Below are 24,863 nucleotides of genomic sequence, written 5' to 3' on the forward strand. Positions count from 1 at the left end.
AGGCGAAACCCATCCTCGTCCATCCAAATCCGAAGGCGACGGGCTTCACTGCGCTCAACCATCCTCGGACGAGCTCAATTCTCTCTGCCGACCTGATTGGGTCCCGGCTCTGCGGAGCAGCACTGCGTGCTGCACCGCGTCCGGGACACGGGAGCGGCGCGACAGGGCAAGGCCGTAGTAAGGCGCAAAAAACTGTAGTGCCCCATCTCTCTTGTCCCGGACGCGGTGCGGCACAGAGTGACGCACCGCAGAGCCGGGACCCAGAAGAACTTGGCGACACTGTTAGTAGTTCGTAGGATGGGTCGAGCCGAAGGCGAAACCCCTCTTCCTCGAGCCGGTCATGCGAAAGGTGATGGGTTTCGCTCCGCTAAACCCATCCTACCCTTGCTGGATCAAGGGCTTGGTCGCTGAAAAGCCGCAGCACGACTGCGGTCTGACACGCCCCCACACCCCCTGCATGCACATCTCCTGGTGGACTGCATGCAGGGGGCATTGCCGAGCATGTGCCTCATTACCCAGCAAAGTCGATAATATCGATTTCGAAACGTGGCGCCATTGTCCTCAAGGTCAATCGACTTCTAGTTGAGTTGAGCTCATCGACCAGTCGTGAATTGCCGCGTCGAGCCGCATGGCAATCAGTTCGTAGGATGGGTAGAGCCGAAGGCGAAACCCATCTTCGTCGTCCCCGGTCATGCGAAAGGTGATGGGTTTCGCTGCGCTCAACCCATCCTACGCCTGCTACGCTCGCTGAGCCATAAATCTCCTCTCATGAAAGGTAATGCCATTATCTGATAGATCGCAATCACCTCACCCGCGCGCGCCCTTGCTCATTCCGCTTTGCCCGACGGGTGACGTCGCGGCGCAAGCGCGCACGCTGTGTCCATCAGACCCGCTTCCACACTCCTGCGCCAAACGGCTGATTTCACGAGCCGGCTCAAGATCATCGCCGGTTTCAAGAGCCCTACGTAGAAATAAACAGCTTCTGAAAATCAGCAAATCAGGCGTATGCTCCGCAGCGTTCCGGTCCGGATGAGGGGCGTACGCGTCGTCACGATACGTTGGGCCGGCAATGCGATGGACGCTGTGCTGTCAGGCGCGTTTCAAGACGCAGACGACTGGCAGAGCGGCGGACGGCGAAATCGTGTGGTCCTGACACCCCGACGCTGGTGTCCAGCGCAATGCGCGCAAGCGCATTGTCGCGATATGGTGGCCAACAAGCCCGGCGCACCAGGGAGAGCGCGTATAAGCCGTAAGCCATCGTGCAGGGAATGCCGGGATGTCTCGGCTGGACCTGTGGTTTCCGCCGCGTGCATTCTTTGTTGCACGCGGGCCATGGGTGCGGCCAGCGCCCGGCATTCCCTGCGCCCTCACGATTTCGAGGGCTCGAGCCTCAGGCATCGCCCGGGCGCTGATAGCGCCGCGGGAGCGATGAGGCTCGCCCGCTGTTTGACAGGTGCAGATGGACACGTCCTGAATCTGCGAGTTCGCACGCTTCCTTTGCCCCCCAGACAATCGGAGCGATTCGAGACCGCGTATCGATGTGCCCTTTCCCCTTGTGGGAGAGGGCAGCTCATCGCCTACCACAACGTCGGTCGGGTGACGGCCTTCATCGGCGTTTTGATATGTCGAGAGAACCCCTCATTGGCGTGCGCGGCGCCGACATGGGCGAGGATGGGCGCACGAGCTCGGCGGGCGGCACACCCACGATCTCGGCAAAATCTTTGATCATGTGCGCCTGGTCGGAGAATCCCGCCTCGTAGGCGGTGTGGGCCCAGGTTGCGCCCTGACCCCGCACTGTCATGGCGCGTTCGAGGCGGGCAATGCGGGAAAACTGCTTTGCGCCCATGCCGAACATGGCGTCGAACCTGCGTGACAGGTTCCGCTCGCTGACATCGAGCCGGTCGGCAAGCTGCCGGACGCGCAGGTGAGGCGTCCGTCGCAGCATGGCCGCGGCCCGGCACGCCAACGGGTCGGCCCGCGAGGCATGCAGATTGGCCAGCAGGAATTGCTCGACCCGGGCAAACCGCTCGGCACTGGTCTGGGCCTCGGCGATCATCTCTACAAGCAGCGAGACCTCGCCGGGACGGAACAGATCGTCAAGCCCGATCTGAGCATCAAGGAATGGCTGCATGCTGCCGCCGAGCAGATGAGCCGCGGCTTCCGGCCGGAGACGGACACTGATGGTGCCGAGCGGCCCGCGTGGCTGCACGGTGACGAGGCCGGTCTGCAGCTTGGTCGCACAGTGAGGGTGGTCGGGGTGGCGGGCGCTGCGCGCGCCGAATTGCCAGGTCATGGAGGGCGGCGTGCGGTACTGGATCAGAATGACTGGGCCGGTGCCGGGAATGACTCTCAGATTGAAGGCGCACGCCTGATCGGGGCTGCTGATGTCCCAGTCCGACATTTGGTCGACGATGCCGGCCACCACGGATGGTGTTCCCCCGACCGGACCGCCAAAGCCGAGCGGATGCGCGAGGGTGCGCACGCCGCGTCCGCCGACATGCATGCGCATCTTCATTCGAACACTCGGCGACATGCAATCCTCTGGTGCGGGGACTCCCGGTGCCTTCGGGCAATGACAAGCAAGAGCTGACGGTGATCATTAATCTTGTGGAATTCGTGTCGGTGGGCGCTGCAACGCATCACGAGCGTCGCTCGCAAGCCGGAGACGACATGGTCGCAATCAGAAAGCCAAGTTGGATGATCCATGAAACCACCCTCACTGATTGCCCCCTACCCGCCGGGCTGGTCGTCATGCGCCTTGGCTTCAGCGAGCTCGACCGCGGCGAGGTCGCCGGTGTCGGCCATCCGGGCCTGGGCGGTGGTCTTCACATGGCTGGCGAGCGCCGGCATCCGCTCGATCAGCGCGTGAAAGTCCTGGGCATCGAGCACCAGGAGCCGTGTCTTGCGCAAGGCCTTCACGGTGCCCGAGCGCTTGGTCCGGTGCAGAAGCGCGATCTCGCCGAAGAATGAGCCGTCGACGAGGCGCACGCGCTGGGTCGGCAGCTCGATCTCGACCTCGCCCGCGGTGATGAAATACATCGACGACGCCGTGTCGCCGCGACGCACCAGCACCTCGTCGCCCTCGATTGTGCGCGCGCGCAGGAGCCGCATGATGTCGGCGATCTCGCCGGCCGAAAGATGCGCGAACAGCGGCACCCGCGCCAACATGCCCCAGGTGACGACGAAGTCGCGCCGCTTCACCTCTTCGGCGAAGGCGGTGGAGATAATGGCAACCGGCAGCGCGATCATCGCGAAGCCGGCGACGATCGCGAACACGGTGATGGCCTTGCCGAGCGCGGTTACCGGCACCACGTCGCCATAGCCGACGGTGCCGAGCGTCACGATCGCCCACCACATCGCATCCGGGAGCGTGCCGAACTTCTCCGGCTGCACGTCGCGCTCGACCGCATAGAGCAAGGAGGCAAACAGCAGCACCGCGCCGGTGAGGATGACGACACAGCCGACCAGCGTGCGCCGCTCGGCCTGGATCGCGGCGAGCAGCGAACGCATCGCCGGCGAATAGCGGATGAGCTTGAGGAACGGCAGCACGCAGAACATCGCCAGAGTGGCGTGATCGCCGATCGCGAGCACGATCGCGGCGGGCAGGAAGGCGCAGAGATCGATGATGCCGAGCGCGGAGAAGACGTAATCCAACCGGTCACGGAAGGCCGAGACCTTGCGCGGGGTGTGGCCGGCAACGCTCCACAGCCGCGCAAAATATTCGAAGGCGAACACCGCAATCGCCATGAGCTGGACGGCGGTGAAGACCAGCCCGTAGCGCGCATCGAGCTGCGGCACCGAGGCGAGCGTGACCGCGAGCACGTCGGCGAAGATCACGATCACGACCATGCGCACGAAGCGGGAGCCGACCGACAGCGGCAGATGATCGTGCTCGAGCAGTTCGTAGAGCCGGTCGCGCAGATCGGGATCGTTGAGGGTCTTATGGTGCCCGAGCATCGCAGGGCTCGCGTTGTCTACCCGTTCATGGCCTTCTCGATCGCGGCGAGCGCGGCGTCGGCCTTGGCGCCGTCGGGACCGCCGGCCTGAGCCATGTCGGGGCGGCCACCGCCGCCCTTGCCGCCCAGCGCCTCGGACGCCGCACGCACCAGTTCGACCGCGTTGAAGCGCGAGGTGAGATCAGCGGTGACGCCGACCACGACACCGGCCTTGCCGTCCTCGCTGCGGCCGACGATCGCGACCACGCCGGAGCCGAGCTGCTTCTTGGCCTCGTCGGCAAGGCTCTTGAGATCCTTCATCTCGACGCCGTCGACCGCTCGCGCCATCAGCTTGACGCCAGCCAGCTCGCGCACACCGGAGGCTGCGCCACCGGCCGAAGCGCCGCCGCCCATCGCGAGCTTCTTGCGCGCGTCCGACAGCTCGCGCTCGAGCTTCTTGCGCTCCTCCATCAGCGCGGTGACGCGCGCCGGCACGTCATCGATGGTGGTGCGCAGCTCGGCCGCAGCAGATTTGGCCAGCGCAATGGTGTCGTTGGCATGCTTGCGCGCACGGCGCCCGGTCAGCGCCTCGATCCGGCGCACGCCGGAGGACACCGCGCTCTCGGATGTCACCGAGATCAGGCCGATATCGCCGGTGCGCTTGACATGGGTGCCACCGCAGAGCTCGACCGACCAGCCCATTGCATTGGTGCCATGGTCGCGGGCGGCGTTGCCCATCGCGACCACGCGGACCTCGTCGCCATATTTCTCGCCGAACAGCGCGCGGGCGCCGGCCTCGCGGGCGTCGTCCAGCGCCATCAGCCGGGTCGTGACTTCGGAATTCTCCAGCACGACGTCGTTGGCGATGTCCTCGACCCGGGCGAGCTCGTCCGGCGAGATCGGCTTCGGATGGGCGAAGTCGAAGCGCAGCCGGTCCGGCGAGACCAGCGAGCCGCGCTGGGCGATGTGGTCGCCGAGCACCTGGCGCAGCGCCTCGTGCAGGATGTGGGTCGCGGAATGGTTGGCGCGGATCGCGGAGCGGCGGCCGTGATCCACGTCGAGCTGTAGCGCGGTGCCGAGCTTGAGGGTGCCCTCCTCGACCGTGCCGAGATGGACGAACAAGTCGCCGGCCTTCTTCTGGGTATCGGTGACGCGGAACGTCACGCCATCGCCGCGCATGACGCCGATGTCGCCGACCTGGCCGCCGGATTCGGCGTAGAACGGGGTCTGGTTGAGCACGATGGCGCCGGCGTCGCCCTTGCTCAGGCTGTCGACCTCGGCACCGTCCTTGACCAGCGCGGTCACCGCACCTTCCGCAGTCTCGATCTCGTAGCCCAGGAATTCGGTGGCGCCGAGCTTCTCGCGCAGCGGGAACCAAACGGTCTCGGTCGCCGCCTCGCCGGAGCCGGCCCAGGCGGCACGCGCCTTGGCGCGCTGGCGGTCCATCGCATCGGTGAAGGAGGCCTGATCGACGCTGATGCCGCGCGACTTCAGCGCGTCCTGGGTCAAGTCGAGCGGGAAGCCATAGGTGTCGTACAGCGTGAAGGCTGTATCGCCGTCGAACATGTCGCCCTGCTTCAGCCCGGCCGCCTTCTCATCGAGAATGGCAAGGCCGCGCTCCAAGGTCTTGCGGAAGCGCGTCTCTTCCAGCCGCAAGGTCTCCTTGATCAGGGCCTCGGCACGGATCAGCTCCGGATAGGCCTGGCCCATCTCTCGGGTCAGCGTACCGACCAGGCGGTGCATCAACGGTTCGCGGGCGCCGAGCAGCTGAGCATGGCGCATGGCGCGGCGCATGATCCGGCGCAGCACATAGCCGCGGCCCTCGTTGGACGGCAGCACACCATCGGAGATCAGGAACGACGAGGCGCGCAAATGGTCGGCGATGACGCGCAGCGACGCCTTTTGCGGCCCTTGCGGGTCGGCATTGGTGAGGTCGGCGATGGCCCGGATCAGCGCGACGAACAGGTCGATGTCGTAATTGTCGTGCTTGCCCTGCAGCACGGCCGCGACGCGCTCCAGCCCTGCGCCGGTGTCGATCGACGGCTTGGGCAGCCTGACACGCTCCCCACCCTCGAACTGCTCGTATTGCATGAACACGAGGTTCCAGATCTCGATATAGCGGTCGCCATCCGCTTCGGGTGAGCCGGGCGGGCCGCCCCAGACCTTATCGCCGTGGTCGTAGAAGATCTCCGAACAGGGACCGCATGGGCCGGTGTCGCCCATCTGCCAGAAATTGTCGGAGCCGGCGATGCGGATGATGCGGGACTCCGGCAGGCCGGAAATCTTCCTCCAGAGGTCGAAGGCCTCGTCGTCGTCGATATAGACGGTAGCCCAGAGCTTCTCCTTCGGGAGCCCGAACTCGCGGGTGACCAGCTTCCAGGCCAGCTCGATCGCGTTGTCCTTGAAATAGTCGCCGAAGGAGAAATTGCCGAGCATCTCGAAGAAGGTGTGATGGCGGGCGGTGTAGCCGACATTGTCGAGGTCGTTGTGCTTGCCGCCGGCGCGCACGCATTTCTGCGAGGTGGTGGCGCGGCTGTAGGGCCGCTTCTCGACCCCGGTGAACACGTTCTTGAACTGCACCATGCCGGCATTGGTGAACATCAACGTCGGGTCGTTGCGCGGCACGAGCGGCGAGGACGGCACGATCTCGTGGCCGTTCTCGGCGAAGAAATTGAGGAAAGTCGACCTGATCTCGTTGACGCCGCTCATAGCAATCCAATCGAAAAAGTCCGGGAATTCGGCGCAACGCTTTTAGACAAGCACCCCTGCCCTGTCCAGGAACTGTGCTGGCGGATCATGCACTTGGCCCACACGCTTGAAAGCGCGTGGAAAGCCTGCTGCGCCGCGTTGACAGTTTGCGCCGCCTCGTGTTTCCTCCTACATATTGACGATAGCCGCGTCGGGAGAGATCGGCCTTTCAGCTTTCTTGAGCTCGGAGGTCGGCGCCGAAGGAGCAACCGCCCCGGAAACTCTCAGGCAAAAGGACCGCGCGGCTTCAACTGCATCTGGAAAGAGGCGCTGACGGGCAAACGCCCGGATCGCGTCCGCCGACGGGATAATACTCTCAGGCACAGCGACAGATGGGGCTTCGATCGGTTGGCCCGGGAATGGTCCCGGGAACCTTCGAGGGTCCCTGCGATGTCGGCACCAGGCGCTGTTTCATCCCTTTTGAAGCGCACCCCGCTTTACGCGCTGCATGTCAGCCTCGGCGGCAAGATGGTGCCGTTCGCGGGCTACGAGATGCCGGTGCAATATGCAGCCGGCGTGCTGAAAGAGCACCTGCATACCCGCAGCGCCGCCGGTCTGTTCGACGTCTCCCATATGGGCCAGATCGCCCTGGTTCCAAAATCCGGCCGGGTGGCGGACGCTGCCCTCGCGCTGGAGCGGCTGGTGCCGCAGGACATCCTCGGCATCGCCCCAGGCCGGCAGCGCTATGCCCAGTTCACCAACGACGCCGGGGGCATCCTGGACGACCTGATGGTCGCCAATTTCGGCGAACACCTGGTTCTGGTGGTCAACGCCGCCTGCAAGAATGCCGACGAGGCGCTCTTGCGCGCCGGGCTTTCCGATGTCTGCGAGGTGCAACCGCTCACCGATCGCGCGCTTCTGGCTTTGCAGGGTCCCAAGGCCGCATACGTGCTGGCTAAATTATGTGCCGATGTCGAAAGCATGCGGTTCATGGACGCCGGGCCGCGCGTGGTCGACGGGCTCGACTGCTACGTCTCGCGCTCCGGCTACACCGGCGAGGACGGGTTCGAGATCTCGGTCCCCGCCGATCAGGCTGAGAAGCTCGCCGACGCGCTGCTGTCCGACAAGGATGCACTGCCGATCGGGCTCGGCGCCCGCGACAGCCTGCGGCTGGAAGCCGGGCTCTGTCTCTATGGTCACGACATCGATACGGAAACGACGCCGGTCGAGGCGGCGCTGGAATGGTCGGTGCAGAAAGTACGCCGCATGGGCGGCGCTCGCGCGGGCGGCTTTCCGGGCGCAGAGAATATCCTGGGGCAGTTCGAGAACGGCGCCGCGCGCCGCCGGGTCGGACTGAGAGCCGAAGGCCGCGCGCCGGTGCGCGAAGGCGCAGCGCTGTTCGCCGCGCCCGGTTCGAGCGAGCCGATCGGCAAAGTCACATCCGGCGGCTTCGGCCCGACGCTGAACGCGCCGGTCGCGATGGGCTATGTGCCGACTTCGCTCTCCGCGGTTGACGCGCAGCTGTTTGCCGACGTGCGGGGCCAGCGCCTGCCCCTGCGCGTCGCCGCCATGCCCTTCGTTCCCAACACCTATAAACGTTGACCTTGCAAGCGCTGAGGGATGCCCATGACCACGCTCTACACCTCCGACCATGAATGGCTCAGCATCGACGGCGATGTCGCCACCATCGGCATCACCGATTACGCGCAGGCCCAGCTCGGCGACGTCGTGTTCGTGGAGCTGCCCAAGGTGGGCCGGGCCTTGAAGAAGGCAGAAGCCGCGGCGGTCGTCGAATCGGTCAAGGCCGCCTCCGACGTCTACGCGCCTGTGACCGGCGAGGTCGTCGAGGTGAACCAGGCGATCGCCGACGAGCCTGCGCTGGTGAATACCGACGCCGCGGGCAAGGCCTGGTTCTTCAAGGTGAAGATGTCGGACAGGGGCGAACTGGGCGGGCTGATGGATGAAGCCGCCTACAAGGCGCACACGGCGTGAAGACGTCCAAGCCACAAGAACACGCGTCATGCCCCGCGCAGGCGGGGCATCCAGTAATCACCAGCGGTAGCGGTCGAACGGAGACGCCTCGGCGTACTGGATCGTCCGCTTTCGCGGACGATGACACCGAATTCAGAATTCCAGCGAGGCTCTCATGAACGCGCCGTTCAAACCGCTCGATGACGCCGCCACCACCTTCGCCCGCCGCCACATCGGCCCCTCGCCGCGCGATGTCGCCGCGATGCTGGAGACGATCGGCGCGAAGAGCCTGTCGGAGCTGATGGCGCAGACGCTGCCGGCGTCGATCCGTCAAGCCGCCCCGCTCGATATCGGCCCGAGCTTGAGCGAGACCGAGGCGCTCAGCCACATGCGCGGGCTCGCCGCGCAGAATCAGGTCTTCACCTCGCTGATCGGCCAGGGCTATTCCGGCACGATCATGCCGGCGGTGATCCAGCGCAACATCCTGGAGAACCCGGCCTGGTACACGGCCTATACGCCCTATCAGCCCGAGATCAGCCAAGGCCGGCTGGAGGCGCTGTTCAACTTCCAGACCATGATCTGCGACCTGACCGGGCTCGACGTCGCCAATGCCTCGCTGCTCGACGAGGCGACAGCGGCGGCCGAAGCGATGGCGCTGGCCGAGCGCTCCGCCAGCGCCAAGGCGAAAGCGTTCTTCGTCGACAAGAACATTCACCCACAGACCCTCGCGGTGCTCAAGACCCGCGCCGAGCCACTCGGCTGGCGCCTGATCGTCGGCGATCCCGCAACCGATCTCGATGGCTCGGACGTGTTCGGCGGCATCCTGCAATATCCGGATACGACCGGGCGCTTGCGCGATCCGCGCGCTGATATCGCCAAACTGCGCGCGAAAGGCGCGCTGGCGATCCTCGCCGCCGACCTGCTGGCGCTCACCTTGATCGCTTCCCCTGGCGAGCTCGGCGCCGACATTGCGATCGGGTCAGCGCAGCGTTTCGGCGTGCCGATGGGCTATGGCGGACCGCACGCGGCCTACATGGCGGTGCGCGACACGTTGAAGCGCTCGCTGCCCGGCCGCATCGTCGGGTTGTCGGTGGATTCGCGCGGCGCGCCCGCCTATCGGCTGGCGCTGCAGACCCGCGAGCAGCACATCCGCCGCGAGAAGGCGACCTCCAACATCTGCACCGCGCAGGTCTTGCTGGCGGTCATCGCTGCCATGTACGCGGTCTATCACGGACCCGAGGGGCTAGCGGCGATCGCGCGCAACGTGCATCGGCGCGCGGCGGTGCTGGCGGCAGGCCTGCGCAAGCTCGGCTTTGCGCCCGACAGCGATGCCTTCTTCGATACCGTCTCGGTCGACGCCGGAGCAAAGCGCGATGACATCGTCGCGCGCGCGCTCAACGAGAAGATCAATCTCGGCCTCGGTGATCGCGCCTTGCGCGTTGCGCTGGACGAGACCACGACGCCTGAGATCGTCGAAGCGGTGTGGCGCGCGTTCGGCGGGGAGCTGTCTTACGCATCGATCGAAGCCGAAGCGCGCGAGGCCCTGCCGGCCGGATTGAAGCGGCAGAGCCGTTTCCTGACCCATCCGGTGTTCCATGCGCATCGCTCGGAGACCGAGATGCTGCGCTATCTGCGCAAGCTCGCCGACCGCGACCTCGCGCTCGACCGCGCCATGATCCCGCTCGGCTCCTGCACCATGAAGCTGAACGCGACCACCGAGATGATCCCGCTGACCTGGCCGGAATTCGCCAGCCTGCATCCGATCGCGCCACGCGCGCAGGCTGCCGGCTATCACGCGCTGTTCGGCCGTCTCGAAGACTGGCTGTGCAGGATCTCCGGTTATGACGCGGTGTCACTGCAGCCGAATTCTGGCGCGCAGGGCGAATATGCCGGGCTGCTCGCGATCCGCGGCTATCATGCCGCCCGCGGCGAGAGCCATCGCAAGGTCTGCCTGATCCCCTCCTCCGCCCACGGCACCAATCCGGCCTCGGCCCACATGGCCGGCATGGAGGTCGTGGTGGTCGCCTGCGACGCCGGCGGCAATGTCGACGTTGTCGATCTCAAGGCAAAAGCGGAGAAGCACACGGCCAATCTCGCCGCCATCATGATCACCTATCCCTCGACGCATGGCGTGTTCGAGGAGCATATCGGCGAGATCTGCGATATCGTTCATGCCCATGGCGGCCAGGTCTATCTCGACGGCGCCAATCTGAACGCGCAGGTCGGGCTGGCGCGCCCCGGCGATTACGGCGCCGACGTCAGCCATTTCAACCTGCACAAGACCTTCTGCATTCCGCACGGCGGTGGCGGACCGGGTATGGGTCCGATCGGGGTGAAGGCACATCTGGCGCCGTTCCTGCCGGGCCATCCGGCGACCGATGGCGCGATCGTGCGCCCGGTCGGACCGGTGTCGGCGGCGCCCTACGGCTCGGCCTCGATCCTGACCATCTCCTACATCTACATGCTCCTGATGGGCGGCGAGGGCCTGCAACGCGCCACCGAGATCGCGATCCTCAATGCCAACTACATCGCAGCGCGGCTGGATGCGCACTTCCCGGTGCTCTATCGCAACGAGCGCGGCCGGGTCGCGCACGAGTGCATCGTTGATCCCCGACCGCTGAAGCAGACGAGCGGCGTGACCGTCGACGACATCGCCAAGCGGCTGATCGATTACGGCTTCCATGCACCGACCATGAGCTTCCCGGTGCCGGGGACGCTGATGATCGAGCCGACCGAGTCGGAATCGAAGGCAGAGCTCGATCGCTTCTGTGACGCTATGATCGCGATCAGGAACGAGATCGCCGAGGTCGAACAGGGCCGTTTCAAGATCGAGGCCTCGCCGCTGCGGCACGCGCCGCACACGGTGCACGACGTCGCCGATGATGATTGGAATCGCGCCTATCGCCGCAGCGAAGGCTGCTTCCCGGCGGGTTCCTCGCGTACCGACAAATATTGGTGCCCGGTGGGTCGCGTCGACAATGTCTACGGCGACCGCAACCTGGTCTGCTCCTGTCCGCCGCTGGCGGACTATGCGGAGGCGGCGGAGTAAGCTGCGATCCATCTCTCGGTTGAGCGCCGTGGTCCGCGGCGCTCAACCAGACGCGTTGTCCGACAGATCAAGGTGCGATCAGCACGTTCGCAACGGGGTCCCAGCGCCAGAGATTGGCGTTGGTCAACTCGGTGCCGCCCCACCAGCGATGGATCGGATTGTGCCGGCTGAAATCGTCCTCGCCGGCCAGGATCGCCTCGCCGAGCGGCGTCAGCGACAAGCAACTCGCCTTGTAGCGTTGCAGACGGTCGCGATCGTCGTGCATTTCAAGCGTGAATGGCCCTTCGGCGAGGCCTGTCAGCGCCGGCGCAGGGCTGTGGGCTAGTCCGTCGAGCAGCGCGCCTGTCTCCCAATACTCGAACACGCGGCCTCGATTCGGCTTTTCGTATCCTGGAAACAGATCGAACGGATGCACGAAGCCATCGGCGACGAGTTGCAGCAATCGCGTCTCGGTCTCGCCAATCCCGGTACGGGGCCGAGGCAATTCGCCAAGCAACTCCAATACGGTGCTGCGAAGCTGCGGCAGCGGTGCGAGATCCCGCCCGAGCAGTTGCGCCCAGGCCTGAGGTGTTGGCTCACAATAGGCCTGCCAGGCCAGTGCGGCCGTCCTGAACTGGTCGTCCTCGATCTCGATCGATGGCACGCGCCAAGCCACAAGCTCTTCCGGAGCCCTGTCGCCGATGACGGCATCTGCCTGGCGAAGCGTCAGACGAACTGCGCCAGGGATACGCGACCCGAGATGATCCAGAAGCCAGATCGCCTGCAATTGCGCGTTCGGCAGCGGATCGACCCAGAGCTCGACGGTCTCACACCACTCGCACAAGTCGACAAGTCCGGCGCGTTGCCACCCCAGCTGATCGAGACGAGAGACGCGGAGATGGTCGAGCCAATGCGGTCCCGACGCCCCTTCCGCGCGCGGGGAAAGCAGCTCTGCAAGCGCTTGAGCGGAGGGCAACGGCCCGGCGACGAAGCGCGCCCCAATGCCAATGACAAGATCGGCCAAGCCTGCCGCCCTGAGCGCGCCGGCACCGCTGTCGCTGGTCAAGATCAGATGTGTCATGTGCCAGGCTCCTCATCGGACCAATTCATGGCTCGATCAGCACGTTCGCGACAGGGTCCCAGCGCCAGAGATGGGCGTTTGTCAGTTCGGTGCCGCCCCACCAGCGATGGATCGGATTGTGCTCGGAAAAATCCGCGTTTCCGAGCAGGACCGCTTCGCCAAATTCCGTCAGCCGCGGCCGGTTTTCCCGGTGGATCTCCTGACGTCGTCTAAGATTGCCGAGCGGGACGGTCTGAAGTTCAGGATCCAGTGCCGTGATCGCAGGCTCAGGACCAAAAGCCAGCGGCTCTGCCAACAGAGCGGTCTCCCAATCATTGAATATCGTGTGGCGATAGTATCCGTTGAAGTAGACGAGCGTGTTGAGGATGACGCTGAGCCGCTGCGGCGGATCGGGATAGATCAGCTCCAGCAAACCCATTTCGGTTGACCCGAGGCCGGTCCCGGGAGCCGGCAATTCAACAAGCAGCCGCAGCACAGCATCGCGTAAACGTGGAAGCCCGCTCAGATCCTCCCGCAACAGATCACACCATGCTTGCGGTGTTGGCGAACGATAGGCCTGCCAGGCTTTCGACGCGAGGTCGACATGCTCGGATGCAATGGCAATCCGCGGAGCGTCCATCGCAGCGAGTTCGTCCGTGGAACGGCCGCCCAGAGGATCAGCCCCACGAAGGAACAGATGCGACGGAATGGCCCTGCGACGCTTGAGATAGTCGAGCAGCCAGATCAGCTCGAGCTGGTCATTCGCAGTCGGCCCGATCCAAAGCTCGACGGTTTCGAAGCATGTGCAAAGCTGAGCCAGGCCAATGCCACGCACCTCGAACCGGTCGAGACGTTTCGAGGGAAGGAAATCCAGCCAGTGTGAACCCCGCTCTTGATGTCGCTGTTCAGACCGCACATCGAAGCAATCGTCCAGCTCGACGCTCGTCGGCGGAGGACCGTAGACGAGCCGCTGGAGGTGATCACCAAAGTAATGACCGAAATGCAGGAACAGATCGGGCGAATCGTCCGCATCTGACCTGCAATAGATGTAGTCCGTCGTCAGGATCAGGCGCGTCATGACCCCACCACCATGCAACGCGTACGACATAGTTAGATGCGGAAAATAAGGGCGCGGATCCAGTCAATTCGTCCGCGCGTTCGGCGTCGGCAATTCGAGCTCAAATTGTATGAAGCGCATGAAGACGGCACGCCCGCCCCCCCAATACGGCGTGGAGTGCAACCGCAAGGCACGCGAATTTCGGTGCAGCATCACGCACGCGCAAGCAGGCGCCGGGACGTCGGCAACTCAACGTCCTCAGGCGCCCGCTGCCGCCGTAAACCTTACTCTTCAGCCGGCTCTTCGCCGTCCGCGTCGCGCTCGGCGCTCCCGGCCAGGATCTGCTCGGCGATCAGACCGGAGTTCTGCCGGATCGCGGTCTCGATCTTGGCCGTCATGTCAGGATTGGCCTTCAGGAATGACTTGGCGTTCTCGCGTCCCTGCCCCAGCCGCTGGCTGTCATAGGAGAACCAGGCGCCGGACTTCTCGACGATGCCGGCCTTGACGCCGAGATCGAGGATCTCGCCCATCTTGGAGACGCCCTCGCCATACATGATGTCGAACTCGACCTGCTTGAACGGCGGCGCCAGCTTGTTCTTCACCACTTTCACGCGCGTGGTGTTGCCGATCACCTCGTCGCGCTCCTTGATCGCGCCGATGCGGCGGATGTCGAGACGCACCGAGGCATAGAACTTCAGTGCGTTGCCGCCGGTGGTGGTCTCCGGCGAGCCGTACATGACGCCGATCTTCATCCGGATCTGGTTAATGAAGATCACCATCGTGTTGGACTTGTTGATTGAGGCGGTCAGCTTGCGCAGCGCCTGGCTCATCAGCCGCGCCTGCAGGCCCGGCAGCGATTCGCCCATCTCGCCTTCGAGCTCGGCCTTGGGTACGAGCGCCGCGACCGAATCGACCACCAACACGTCGACCGCCCCAGAGCGCACCAGCGTGTCGCAGATTTCAAGCGCCTGCTCCCCCGTGTCGGGCTGGGAGATCAGGAGTTCGTCGATATTGACGCCGAGCTTGCGCGCATAGACCGGGTCGAGCGCGTGCTCGGCATCGATGAAGGCGCAGATGCCGCCCTTCTTCTGCGCTTCCGCAACGGTGTGCAGCGCCAAGGTGGTCTTGCCCGAGGATTCCGGGCCGTAGATCTCGACAATGCGCCCTTTTGGCAAGCCGCCGACCCCAAGCGCGACGTCGAGCCCGAGCGAGCCGGTCGAGATCGTCTCGATGTCCATCGAGCGATCGTTCTTGCCGAGCTTCATCACCGAGCCCTTGCCGAACTGGCGCTCGATCTGGGACAGGGCTGCGGACAGCGCCTTACTCTTATCCATGGAAGAACCTTCGACGATGCGCAGTGCGGTGGCAGACATTGGCGCTCCTTATGGCGGGGATTCGCGGGATGGACAAATGGTTAACGAGACGGGCCGGCAATCTTCGGTTTATCTGCCCCGCAATGTACCCGATCTGTTCTATGTTCGCAATATGTTCTTTTCTTAGAGGCCAGGCTCTCCTCACTTTCGCCAGTGTCCGAGTTTGATTTTGCGATCCCATCAGGAACGCTCTGCGGGAGCTCTCGTTGCCCGGCCATGACGACGTTGGCCGAATATCTTCATCTTGCGACGCGCTACGAACGCGCTGCCGGGCAGGCGGCCGATCCCGCAGCGCGCCGACAGCTTGAGGCGGTGGCCGAGACCTACCTCACCTTGGCCAAGAGCCTTGCGGTTCTTGAACGATCAACGGAAGTTGTCGAGGAAGCAAAGCGCACCCAAAAGCGCTAAGCCGTCTGAGTTGCGGCGGATAACTCCACCCGAGAGCCGCGGCCATTCTCGACCTCGCACCCCCGTCGCAGCCTGTGACGATCGCCAACACAAACAGGTTGCGAGCGTCTCTAATTCGCGCGCATGGGCTGCTTGGCATCTCCGAGGACCAGAAGCACCGGGGGCGCCAACGGGCCGACAAGGAAGGCGATCCAGAACCACTTTCGCGGCGATCTCTGACGTTCGCGCGCCATCTCTGTCGCGAGCGGTATCGAAGCAACCGACAAGATGAAAATAACCCACCCGGCCATTGGCCATCTCCTCGGCAGCAGCAGTTGCCACCTACAACATAACATGGCGCCGCTGGTGTTGCGCGTCGTCCCCGAAAAGTGAACGATGCCTACAGCACAAGGTGTGCGCGGGGCGTCGCACTTGCCACTGCAGGACGATGCCGAGATGCTCCTCGCAGACGAACCGTTCACGTATCAGGCCTCGTGCCATAGAGCCTAAGCCCAGCCTGCCAGATCGACACGAATGGCGCCAAGCCGCCGCCGTGACGGTCGCAGTCCATCGCGACCGCACGCGGGATTCATGATAGTTCTGCACACCCGACTTGTTGCAACCACCGATCGCTCCTGACGCGCCGATGCCCGCAGACGAACCGACCATCACACTCTGGCGCCCCGTCGGCCCGAATGAGCTCGCGCTGATCCGCGCCTCCGGGATGCGAAGCTTTCCGCCGCGTCTTCCGGAGCAGCCGATTTTCTATCCGGTGCTGAGCGAGGACTACGCAACCAAGATCGCGCGCGACTGGAACATGCCGGCGAGCGGTGAGGGACATGTGACGCGCTTCGAGGTGAAACGGAGCTTCCTCGCACACTATGAGGTGCAGGAGGCTGGCGGTCGCGACCATCGCGAGTACTGGATCCCCGCGGCAGATCTCGACGCCTTCAACGCCGCCATTGTTGGCATCATCGAAGTAATCAGGAGCTTCCCCTGACGCTTCCGTGGTTCTCCTGAGAAGAACGAAGTTCCCGCCTCGCTTCCGCTTTTGTTCGCATGCAAACGCTGCAGTTTTAGGCAGCTGCCGCACCGCTCCGCAGTTCTCCGGCCAAGAACGGAGTTCCGCTCTCAGACCCAGCAGTCGTGCCGAGCATGCAATCTCGTGCAGCGGCTTCGACGCTTGAGCCAATATCGGCGCCGGAACATCAGCCTTCGGCCGGCCGCGCCTGGACGTTCGGTCTCAACGTCAGCCTCGGCGCGGTCCCCACAGCATCACCGCGAGTCCAATCAGCGCGGGCACGCCGATAGGGGCCAGGAAGAGCGGGACCATCCAGGCATCACGCTCAGACCCATGACAGGGACTACCGAGCATCGGGATCAGCGAGCAGTTGAGCTGCGCCCACAGCACGGTCAGGACATAGAAGGTTGCTGTCAGCAGGCAGCCGATATTGAGAATGGTGTCGATAACCTTGTACATCGCTCGACCTCGTCGCAGCCGCGACTCACTGAGCAGGCGCATGCGGATGTGACCGCGATCACGCAACGCGATGCAATCGCATATCACACTCGGTTGCGATAAACTTTTAGTTGCGGTATAGAATTAAGGTTGCCAAAGTGGTCTTGTGAGTTCCCACTGCATCGCGAGTTCCGCTTGTGGCAAGCTGCCCACCCAGCTCACGGCCACAGGCTCATTAAGTCACCGCACGTTAGATCACAGGCTGATTAGATCACAGGCTCATTAGATCGCAGGCTCGTTGTCCCTCCCTGATCGCCGCGCGTTCGTCGTCACACACTCCTTGTTCACGCCTTCATAGTCTCACATTCACTGTCTTACATTCACTGTCACACATTCACTGTCACACGTAGGCGCAAGGCCCTGAATCCATCCGCGCCGAAAGAAAGCCCCGGCTGCAACGCCGGGGCTTTTGACTCCCACGCAGCCTGGAATGGATGATCGGAACCAGCATCACGATCGTTGTTCGCGTCGTTAAATGTGCGCGTGCGCAGCGGCAAGCGGGAACGATCAGGCAGGGACCGACATAAATACCTATGCGAACAGACGACGTGATCTGCCCCGCCTGCAAAGCCGGCTTCCGCCGGATCGAACTCCAATCGCAGACCGGCAGCGCCGGCGAGATCCGCTGCCTGCTCTACGGGGAGCTTCTCGAAGTGGTCGACGGATCGACCGAAGTTGCATATCGACTGACCGTCGCGCCGGAGAAGATTTCCAACGACAACTGCTGACAATCTATCCGTGTGTTTCCGGTGCCGCCTCCTTTTTTGACCTGACTCAAGGTTCGACGGACGGTTCGTACTAGAGTTACAACGTCATTGCCGAACTGCCCTCGAGGGGAGCTGCGACGTTGACGCCGAGCCTCGGTCCGCGGCGGTCCGGGGCTCGGCCACCTCGCTCGCAAGGTTTTGCGATCCCACCCCAAATCCGGGATTGCACATCTCGTCATCGTCAGTCATCGCAGTTGGTCATCGCACATCGATTGACATTCAGCTGCTACGACGGCTGCATTGGCCGGCACCCGCAGCCCCGCAACGCGTGAACCGACTTTCAGTTGAACGATGACCGTCCACACCCCTCCCCTGCTTACGCCCGAAGAGTTCGCGTCGCTGATCGAGATCGCGGTCAGCGAGTCTGCCCCCAGCGTGCCGCCGGCTCATCTGAACAGGCTGGTGACATTGGGTTATGTCGCCGTGACCGACGAAGGACCCGTGGTGACTGGCGACGGATTGCTGCGGATCACCGAAAGCGAATGAAAATCGCCCCGCCTGGCCGCCGCAATGACGGCAGAGCACGCGGAAATTCGGCTCGGCCAATTTACAATCTTAAGATGAACAAACCGACCGTAGTTTCCCGGAATTGATCTGAGCCAGGTTTCCGCCTCCATTGATTTTAGCGTTCATGGGAACCCACGGCCTGGGGGCGGCCGGGGCTCACCGGTTTTGGCAATGCCGCTCTATTTCTTTCGTATCCGAAACGGCTCCTACTCGGGGGTTTCCGAATATGGGACTGAGTGTCCCGACCGGGACGCCGCGTGGAAGGAGATGACCACCGTCTGCGCCGATATGGCGAGCAGCATCTCGCGCAAGCTTGCCGAAAATTCCGAGTGGCAGATGGAGCTCCTCGACGAAGCCCGGCAGCCGGTGTTTAGGATCCGAATCGTCGCCGAATCACTTGATACCGCCTGAGGCGGCCGCCCCACCGACTTGCAGAATTGGCCTGGGAACGTGGTCCGGTCAGCGCTGGAGCGCCCCGGCGACCCAAGCGGTTGCGCTGCAGCAATTGATCAAGATCAAAATGTTCAGCCCGATCCTAGCCGATATTACAAGGATATGGGTAATCTGATCTTCAAATGTCCTCGGACCGGGATGAACGTGCAGCACTGGCTGGAAGAAGCCAGGCCGGGCGATCCGAGCGCCTATGAAACCGTGATCTGCAAGGCCTGCACCCGGCTTCACTTCATCAATCGGCACACAAGGAAGCTGCTGGGCGAGAAGGAATAGCGACCAGGATGCGGGCACAGGCCTGACTGCGGCCGGCTCTCAATCGGCGCTCCGGAGCCGCCGCATCGTGAATTCGATCGCGCCGTCCGGCAGTTCCCTCCAGCTTTCCACAGCGCTCATATAGCCGGCCTTGGGATAGCGGGTGAGGTATTCGCGGGCCTTGGCGCGAGCCTCGTCGCGCGGCAGCGTAAAAGTGTCGCGCACGTAGCCGTCGGCCCCCTTGCGCCGGGCCGCCATTCGGCTGGCGAGGTCTCGCGGACGCTCTCTCACTCGCGAACTCCGTCAACGCCACAACCCCGTCAATATAGACAAGGGCTGAGCGAATCCGAGTCCGAAGCAAACGCGCCCCTCCGGGGGACACTGGGCCGATCGTCGGCCCCGATCAGTTTGCGCTGGCGCCGCCCTTCTTCTTGGCCGCAGCCGTGGTCTTCACCGCGGGTGTCTTTGGCGTGTCGGCGGTGCGAACCCCGCCCCACGGATCCGAACTGGTCTGGGCATTCGGGATCTTCTTCAGGGTCTCCTTGTAGGCCTTCTCCCGAGCCGCATCGGCCTCCTTCTCCTCATCGGACTTGGACGGGCCGTCGGCGAGCAGATTGATGTTGGGCATTTGTGCCACTGCCGGCGCGATCCATGCCGTCAGCACTGCAACAGTGACCGCCAAACCAAGTTTCTTCATCGCATGCTCCCTGAAACGCGGCCGTCTTATAGCACCGCCCGCCCGGGCGCCAAGCGCGCGCCCAATCCTTGGGGATCGTCCGATCTGCTCGGTTCCGTCCGTGTCAGCCGATCCGCATCGGGTGCAGCAACACCCTGGGACCCCTGGCTGACAGGGACAACGGAAACAAACAGATACAACCACGCTTCGCGACGTCCTCTCGCGTGCGGTCCCCGCATAGGGCGGCATCATAGGGTGACAACTCCGGCGTTTTCAAGCCGAGCACCTGCGGCATCCTTGTCCGATCCCGCCGTCTCGACTACCCCATCATAAACGGGAGGATCGCACGTTCATGGCAGAAGACAGCCCCGCTTTCAGCATCGAGGCCGCACGACGCATCCTCGACGACGTGTTCGCGCCCTGGATCAAGGAGCTTGCGCTCTCGGTCGAAAGCATCGTGCTTACGGAGGGGCAAGAGCCCGGCGCGGTGCTGCGCCTGCCCTTCTCCGAACGGCTCTGCCGCGACAATGGCGTGGTCTGCGGACAGGCTCTCATGGCGTTCGCGGACACGGCGATGGTGATTGCGATGGTCGCCGCCAATCGCGGCTATCGACCGATGACGACGGTCGACCAGACCACGCATTTTATGCGTGCCGTGGCCTCCTCCGACGTGCTCGCCGATGCGCGGGTCGTGCGCCTCGGCCGGACCATGAGCTTCGGTCGCGTGACGCTGACAAGTGCAGCCGATGCCAGGCCGGTCGCGATGGTCTCGAGCGCATTCGCCATGCTGTGAGGCGGGAGCATCGTCGTTAACGGCATATGAACGTGACGGCGCCGCTGAACGGTACCGCATTCATCACGGTGAAACGGTTTAGCGGTACTTTTTCGGTACATTTTGATGTGAAGGCGGTGCGATCAGTCATCGAGTAACGGCCATGAGCGACACGACAAGCGATAAACGAACGGCCCAACGCCACCGGGTGCTCAAACAAGGCAGGCTCGCATTCGACGGCGGCGGCGCGGTCGATTGCATGGTCCGTAATATTTCGGACACCGGAGCCCGGGTTGAAGTCGTGAACCCGGTCGGCCTGCCCGAGATCTTCACGCTCGTGATTCCGGCTGATAAATTCACCCGGCGCTGCCACGCCGTTTGGAGCCACGACAAGCGGATCGGGATCGAGTTCGACTGAGGGTCTGGATGGCCGACGCGCCGGTCAGCATCGGCTGGCCGGCTGCTCCCTGAGGCGCGGTGTCCTTGTCTGGTTACTTCTGCTTCTTGTCCGGCTGTGTCGGTCGCGCCCCGCTCCAAGGATCATATTTTTCCTTCGGCTCGGGGATTTTCTCGAGTGCCGCCTTATAGGCCTTTTCGTCGATCTGAGGCTTCTTCAGCTCGCCGCTGCGCTGGTCGTCGCCGCGAGAGCGTCTGCCACCCATCTGCGCCTGGGCCGGCCAGGCAACAAGTCCGATCAGCACCGCAATCAGCAGGATTCTCATCGCACGCTCCAGCCTCGTTCGCGGACGAACTTACCCACAGCCGCGGCAGGGGCAATGGCAAATTGCGCGATCGTGATCCGCAGGGCTGAAGCCATTCAAGCTGAAGCCATTCAAAAAGGAGGTCGTCCGTTCCGGACGCCCGCCTTCATCGCACACCCGTTCACTTAATAGCCACGCCGGCCGGGAAAATTCGCGGGGCCACGCGTGTAACCGCCGCCATATCCACCGCCGATCCCAATCCCGATGCCGATGCCGACCGGAGGCACACCAACAGGCGGACCGTAATAGGGGCGAACCGGCGGCTCATAGACCACGACATCGTCGAAATCGCGGACATGCGGAGGACGGCCGGCGCGCCTGGGCGGATCAGAGTCGCGCTTCTTTGTCGGTTTCTCTTCAACCTTCTTTGTCTCTTTGTTTCCGGGCGTCGGAGCCGAGCACGGACAGGTCGGCCCGATCGCCGCGTTGGTCGGCGCGATCGACGGAGCACCCTGCGCAGCCGGTACAGCCGGCGCGCTGCTCACAGCTGCGACCCGCATGAGGACGGGACGGTTGCGCAAGCGCTCGATCAGCTTGCGCGCGGTCAGCGTCAGATCGCTATCAGGATAACGGTCGAGGAACGCCTGATAGGACGCGACCGTATTGATCAGCACGGCCTCGTTCCACGCTGCCATCCTGTCATGAAGATCAAGCCAGGCGCGGGCCTCCGGCCCGTAGGGTGGCGCGGTGTAAAGTGCAACGAAGGCCTCGTAGGCTGCAACGCTGCCGTCACCGACGATCATCTCATGCGCGAGTTCGGTCGGCTTGCCCTGCAACGTCCGCTTCCATTCCTCCACGGTGCGCTTGACAGCAACGGGCCGCGGTCCGGCATTCGCCGCAGCGGGATCGCTGGTGGCGATGAAGCGGAAATCTTCCGTCAGGGAGGACGAATCCCAGGGTGTCTGACGGCCTTCGGTCACCTTGTTGACGGCAACGCGCACCCGCTTGAACGCCTCTTCGATCGGCAGGCCCGGCTCACGCGCCGCCTGGAGCAGCGCCGTCGTATACGGGCTGTTGGCGCCGCTGCCATCCTCAGCCTCCGCGCCGGGCGAGGTCGAGTAGGACAGGAACGTGCCGGGCGCACCGGTCTTGGTATCTACCAGCGCAAGCCCGTGGCCCGCGGTGCTATTGATCGCGGGGAATGGATTGTTGCGGCAAGCATCGAGCAACAGGATGCGCATCCGGCTCGGCACCGAGTTCAAAGTATTGAGCACGTCGTTGAGCCGCACCGCCTGCAGCGGAATGTCGGCCTCGCGCTGCGGATCGATATCAACCGGGATCAGATAGTTCTCGCCATCGATCTGCAGTCCGTGGCCGGCATAGAACACCAGCGCAACCGTGTCCGCCCCCTTCGCGGCGATCCTGGCGGCGAAATCGCCGACCAGCCGGTTGAGATCGCGCTGCGACAGATCGGCAGCTGCGGTGACCTCGAAGCCAGCATCGCCCAGCAATTGCGCCATGGCTTTGGCGTCATTGGCCGGATTTGGCAGCGCCGTGACGACGCGATAGGCCGATTGGCCGATCACCAGCGCCAGCCGGTTTTCGGCCCTCACCGGGCTCGTACTGGCCAACAATCCGCCGGCTAACAATGCGGCACACAGGATGCGGCGGAACATGGCGATCTCCTTGACGATCCTCGCTTGAGCATTTGTCGGGCGGATTCCTGCCCCGGTTCATTGCGGCATGCGGCGATCATCGGCTCGCCGGCTGTCGCCGGCACGAGAGAAAGCATGAGCGCGAAACGGGCTGTGATCAGCAAATGTTGATCCGCCGCGGCCGGTCTTTGCCGCGATCGCGAATATTCTGTGCCCGAGGTGTGGGCCAGGTTGCCAATGCAGTCAGTTGTATCTCGTTCGGTGCTGATGATGGCCGTGGCGTTGACGGTCACGGGATGCGCCGCCGATCCTCACGCGTCGCTCCCAGAATTCATGCGCGCCAAAGCACCCGACCAGCCGCCTCCTGAGCCAGCCCCCGATGTCGAACGTCTGGTCCGCGCCAACCTGGACAAGGTCTTTCTCGCCACATCCTATCCGCGCAACATGCGGGTCTCGGAGCCGCACCGCGCGGTCCGCGGCGACGGCTGGACCGCCTGCGTTCGAGCCGACCTGACCTCGGCAACCGGCACCCCGTTGGGGTCGCAGACCTACCGGCTCACCATTGCCGAGGGCGAGATCAAGGATCGCCGCCGCGTCGGTAATGAAGACAATTGCGTATCCGAACATTACACTTCCATTATGGTGACCAAATAGGATGAAACACACCGATCGACCGTGGCGTTTTCGACCAGCGGCACCCAATGTGTTTCGATTTAGGCTTACAAAAATACCGTTTTAGACGGCAGTGACCGTTATTAGTTATTTTCCAGCTAATGCGGACGGCCGCCCGATGATTCAAGGACGCGCGCAAATTTAACGATTCTTCAGCATCTTCATCGCCGAATATCAAAAGCGGATGATTGCGGTTTCGGGTTTTTCATGAACGTTCATCTCGTGGGCGACGACATAGCCAAGCTGGCGGTGCTCCGCGGCATGCTGGAAGAGCGCTTTTCGCTCACCTCCGAAATGCTTGACGACGCGCGTATGAGCGGCCGCGACGTTGACGCGGTGGTCGTCGCCGCGGATCTGCGCAACGTCTCCAACATAACAGCGCTGAAAGAGGTTTCCGATCAGCTCTCGCGCATCCCGAAGCGGATATTCCTCACCGATCACAAGTCTCGCCTGTCGACCGTTCAGGCCTATGCGCTCGGCGCCACCAGCGTGATGTCCAGCACGCCCAACCGCAACCAGCTCTTGGGTAAGCTCCTCGATCTGCGGTCCTCGTCGCTGGGACCGAGCATCACGCAGGACGGTGGCCGTCAGGCCGCGTTTGCCGGAGCCGCCTGCATCGCATCGATGTTCGGCTCCGTGCTGAGCGGCGCCGAGATCGACGTCGATGAGACCCGCCGTGCCGGCAGGCGCATCGCCGACTGCATCGCCGAAAATGGGCTCGCCGACTGGCTTGCGACGGTTCGTCGCCATCACGAGGGCACCTATCAGCACTGCCTGCTGGTGACCGGCGTCACCGTCGATTTCGGCTTGAGCCTCGGCGTTCCGAACAGCGACCTCGAACGGCTCTATATGGCCGCGATGTTCCACGATATCGGCAAGGCGAAGATTCCACTGACCATCCTCGATAAGCCGGGAAGCCTCAACGTCCAGGAGCGCACTCTGATCGAGACCCACCCTGCCGCCGGCTACGATGCGCTCAAGGCCAATGCCGCGATCACGGCCGAGACACTCGACGCGGTGAGGCATCACCACGAGTATCTCGATGGTAGCGGCTATCCGGACGGGCTGTACGGCGACAGCATCTCGGACCTGACTCGGATTCTGACGATCTCGGATATCTTCGCGGCCCTTATTGAACATCGCAGCTACCGGCCGGTGATGCCGCGTGAGAAGGCCTATGAGATCCTCGAGAGCATGGAAGGAAAGCTGGAGAAGCCGTTGATCGGCGCTTTCCGACCTGTCGCGCTCGTCAGATAGGCCCTAGCTCGCCTCGCGAACCGAAGGTTAACACTGCCGCTCAAATTGCCGGCAGCCTGCAAGTCCCTTTTGCGAACTTTGCGGTAGCATCGCCAGAAGGCCGATGTGGTTTGCATGAGGATTCTAAGACGTG

24 protein-coding genes and 1 riboswitch are annotated in these 24,863 nt (G+C 63.6%); of the genes, 13 read left to right on the forward strand and 11 right to left on the reverse strand.

Going from position 1 to position 24,863, the window contains the following annotated elements; translation table 11 throughout:
* Window positions 1-1,606 precede the first annotated feature (1,606 nt).
* From BRAS3843_RS23800 to alaS, 3 genes are all read right to left on the reverse strand, one after another.
* Window positions 1,607-2,515 carry an AraC family transcriptional regulator gene (locus BRAS3843_RS23800; protein WP_008971628.1) on the reverse strand — a complete coding sequence of 303 codons (909 nt, stop codon included), beginning with the start codon at window positions 2,513-2,515 and terminating at the stop codon, window positions 1,607-1,609.
* Window positions 2,516-2,730: 215 nt separating this feature from the next.
* Window positions 2,731-3,957: a cyclic nucleotide-gated ion channel gene (locus tag BRAS3843_RS23805; RefSeq protein ID WP_008971629.1), complete on the reverse strand. Its 1,227-nt coding sequence runs from the start codon at window positions 3,955-3,957 to the stop codon at window positions 2,731-2,733.
* 17 nt (window positions 3,958-3,974) lie between these two features.
* Window positions 3,975-6,644 carry an alanine--tRNA ligase gene (gene alaS, locus BRAS3843_RS23810; RefSeq protein ID WP_008971630.1) on the reverse strand — a complete coding sequence of 890 codons (2,670 nt, stop codon included), beginning with the start codon at window positions 6,642-6,644 and terminating at the stop codon, window positions 3,975-3,977.
* A gap of 181 nt (window positions 6,645-6,825) precedes the next feature.
* Window positions 6,826-6,932, forward strand: a riboswitch (glycine riboswitch).
* Between the two features lie 141 nt (window positions 6,933-7,073).
* On the opposite strand from alaS, the gene gcvT reads away from it, so the two are divergent.
* The 3 genes from gcvT to gcvP all read left to right on the forward strand — a co-directional run bounded on the left by gcvT (window position 7,074) and on the right by gcvP (window position 11,643).
* The gene (gene gcvT, locus BRAS3843_RS23815) at window positions 7,074-8,225 is read left to right on the forward strand and encodes a glycine cleavage system aminomethyltransferase GcvT (protein WP_008971631.1); all 1,152 of its coding nucleotides are present in this window, start codon (window positions 7,074-7,076) and stop codon (window positions 8,223-8,225) included.
* 24 nt (window positions 8,226-8,249) lie between these two features.
* On the forward strand, window positions 8,250-8,615 hold the full coding sequence (gene gcvH / locus BRAS3843_RS23820; protein ID WP_008971632.1) for a glycine cleavage system protein GcvH: 366 nt from the start codon (window positions 8,250-8,252) through the stop codon (window positions 8,613-8,615).
* Between the two features lie 154 nt (window positions 8,616-8,769).
* The gene (gene gcvP, locus BRAS3843_RS23825) at window positions 8,770-11,643 is read left to right on the forward strand and encodes an aminomethyl-transferring glycine dehydrogenase (protein WP_008971633.1); all 2,874 of its coding nucleotides are present in this window, start codon (window positions 8,770-8,772) and stop codon (window positions 11,641-11,643) included.
* A gap of 67 nt (window positions 11,644-11,710) precedes the next feature.
* Here gcvP and BRAS3843_RS23830 read toward each other — a convergent pair whose 3' ends face one another.
* From BRAS3843_RS23830 to recA, 3 genes are all read right to left on the reverse strand, one after another.
* Window positions 11,711-12,703, reverse strand: coding sequence for a hypothetical protein (locus tag BRAS3843_RS23830; RefSeq protein ID WP_008971634.1), 993 nt, complete (start codon window positions 12,701-12,703; stop codon window positions 11,711-11,713).
* 25 nt (window positions 12,704-12,728) lie between these two features.
* Window positions 12,729-13,760, reverse strand: coding sequence for a hypothetical protein (locus BRAS3843_RS23835; protein WP_008971635.1), 1,032 nt, complete (start codon window positions 13,758-13,760; stop codon window positions 12,729-12,731).
* Between the two features lie 263 nt (window positions 13,761-14,023).
* The gene (gene recA, locus BRAS3843_RS23840) at window positions 14,024-15,112 is read right to left on the reverse strand and encodes a recombinase RecA (RefSeq protein WP_008971636.1); all 1,089 of its coding nucleotides are present in this window, start codon (window positions 15,110-15,112) and stop codon (window positions 14,024-14,026) included.
* Between the two features lie 216 nt (window positions 15,113-15,328).
* Here recA and BRAS3843_RS23845 point away from each other — a divergent pair, with 216 nt between their 5' ends.
* Both BRAS3843_RS23845 and BRAS3843_RS23855 read left to right on the forward strand, forming a co-directional pair.
* Complete coding sequence (locus BRAS3843_RS23845) at window positions 15,329-15,520, forward strand: hypothetical protein (protein ID WP_008971637.1); 192 nt, start codon at window positions 15,329-15,331, stop codon at window positions 15,518-15,520.
* A gap of 625 nt (window positions 15,521-16,145) precedes the next feature.
* Window positions 16,146-16,499: a hypothetical protein gene (locus BRAS3843_RS23855; protein ID WP_008971639.1), complete on the forward strand. Its 354-nt coding sequence runs from the start codon at window positions 16,146-16,148 to the stop codon at window positions 16,497-16,499.
* A gap of 249 nt (window positions 16,500-16,748) precedes the next feature.
* Here the strand turns inward: BRAS3843_RS23855 and BRAS3843_RS23860 are convergent, their stop codons facing one another.
* A complete protein-coding gene (locus tag BRAS3843_RS23860) occupies window positions 16,749-16,979 on the reverse strand; it encodes a hypothetical protein (RefSeq protein ID WP_008971640.1) in 231 nt (76 codons plus the stop codon).
* Window positions 16,980-17,551: 572 nt separating this feature from the next.
* On the opposite strand from BRAS3843_RS23860, the gene BRAS3843_RS23865 reads away from it, so the two are divergent.
* The 4 genes from BRAS3843_RS23865 (at window position 17,552) to BRAS3843_RS41665 (ending at window position 19,018) form a co-directional block, all read left to right on the forward strand.
* Complete coding sequence (locus BRAS3843_RS23865) at window positions 17,552-17,746, forward strand: hypothetical protein (RefSeq protein ID WP_008971641.1); 195 nt, start codon at window positions 17,552-17,554, stop codon at window positions 17,744-17,746.
* A gap of 330 nt (window positions 17,747-18,076) precedes the next feature.
* The gene (locus BRAS3843_RS23870; protein ID WP_008971642.1) at window positions 18,077-18,271 is read left to right on the forward strand and encodes a hypothetical protein; all 195 of its coding nucleotides are present in this window, start codon (window positions 18,077-18,079) and stop codon (window positions 18,269-18,271) included.
* Between the two features lie 192 nt (window positions 18,272-18,463).
* Window positions 18,464-18,703, forward strand: coding sequence for a hypothetical protein (locus tag BRAS3843_RS23875; protein WP_008971643.1), 240 nt, complete (start codon window positions 18,464-18,466; stop codon window positions 18,701-18,703).
* 144 nt (window positions 18,704-18,847) lie between these two features.
* A complete protein-coding gene (locus tag BRAS3843_RS41665; protein WP_175361151.1) occupies window positions 18,848-19,018 on the forward strand; it encodes a hypothetical protein in 171 nt (56 codons plus the stop codon).
* A gap of 39 nt (window positions 19,019-19,057) precedes the next feature.
* On the opposite strand, the gene BRAS3843_RS23880 is transcribed toward BRAS3843_RS41665, so the two are convergent.
* Both BRAS3843_RS23880 and BRAS3843_RS23885 read right to left on the reverse strand, forming a co-directional pair.
* Entirely contained in the window at window positions 19,058-19,288 is a 231-nt protein-coding gene (locus BRAS3843_RS23880; RefSeq protein WP_035982583.1) for a hypothetical protein, read from the reverse strand.
* A 112-nt stretch (window positions 19,289-19,400) separates the two neighbouring features.
* Window positions 19,401-19,694, reverse strand: a complete 294-nt coding sequence (locus BRAS3843_RS23885; RefSeq protein ID WP_008971646.1) for a hypothetical protein — start codon at window positions 19,692-19,694, stop codon at window positions 19,401-19,403.
* A 331-nt stretch (window positions 19,695-20,025) separates the two neighbouring features.
* Between BRAS3843_RS23885 and BRAS3843_RS23890 the strand changes: the two genes are divergently transcribed.
* Together BRAS3843_RS23890 and BRAS3843_RS23895 are read left to right on the forward strand one after the other, a co-directional pair.
* Window positions 20,026-20,466, forward strand: coding sequence for a PaaI family thioesterase (locus BRAS3843_RS23890; protein WP_008971647.1), 441 nt, complete (start codon window positions 20,026-20,028; stop codon window positions 20,464-20,466).
* A gap of 142 nt (window positions 20,467-20,608) precedes the next feature.
* Window positions 20,609-20,863 carry a PilZ domain-containing protein gene (locus BRAS3843_RS23895; protein WP_008971648.1) on the forward strand — a complete coding sequence of 85 codons (255 nt, stop codon included), beginning with the start codon at window positions 20,609-20,611 and terminating at the stop codon, window positions 20,861-20,863.
* Between the two features lie 73 nt (window positions 20,864-20,936).
* On the opposite strand, the gene BRAS3843_RS23900 is transcribed toward BRAS3843_RS23895, so the two are convergent.
* On the reverse strand, window positions 20,937-21,167 hold the full coding sequence (locus tag BRAS3843_RS23900; RefSeq protein ID WP_008971649.1) for a hypothetical protein: 231 nt from the start codon (window positions 21,165-21,167) through the stop codon (window positions 20,937-20,939).
* A gap of 164 nt (window positions 21,168-21,331) precedes the next feature.
* Window positions 21,332-22,822 carry a caspase family protein gene (locus tag BRAS3843_RS23905; protein WP_008971650.1) on the reverse strand — a complete coding sequence of 497 codons (1,491 nt, stop codon included), beginning with the start codon at window positions 22,820-22,822 and terminating at the stop codon, window positions 21,332-21,334.
* Window positions 22,823-23,071: 249 nt separating this feature from the next.
* Here BRAS3843_RS23905 and BRAS3843_RS23910 point away from each other — a divergent pair, with 249 nt between their 5' ends.
* Together BRAS3843_RS23910 and BRAS3843_RS23915 are read left to right on the forward strand one after the other, a co-directional pair.
* Window positions 23,072-23,455 (forward strand): hypothetical protein, encoded by a 384-nt coding sequence (locus tag BRAS3843_RS23910; protein ID WP_008971651.1) that lies wholly within the window; start codon window positions 23,072-23,074, stop codon window positions 23,453-23,455.
* Between the two features lie 225 nt (window positions 23,456-23,680).
* A complete protein-coding gene (locus BRAS3843_RS23915) occupies window positions 23,681-24,730 on the forward strand; it encodes an HD domain-containing phosphohydrolase (protein ID WP_008971652.1) in 1,050 nt (349 codons plus the stop codon).
* The last annotated feature ends 133 nt before the right edge of the window (window positions 24,731-24,863 follow it).

The organism is Bradyrhizobium sp. STM 3843, assembly GCF_000239815.1.
GTDB lineage: Bacteria > Pseudomonadota > Alphaproteobacteria > Rhizobiales > Xanthobacteraceae > Bradyrhizobium.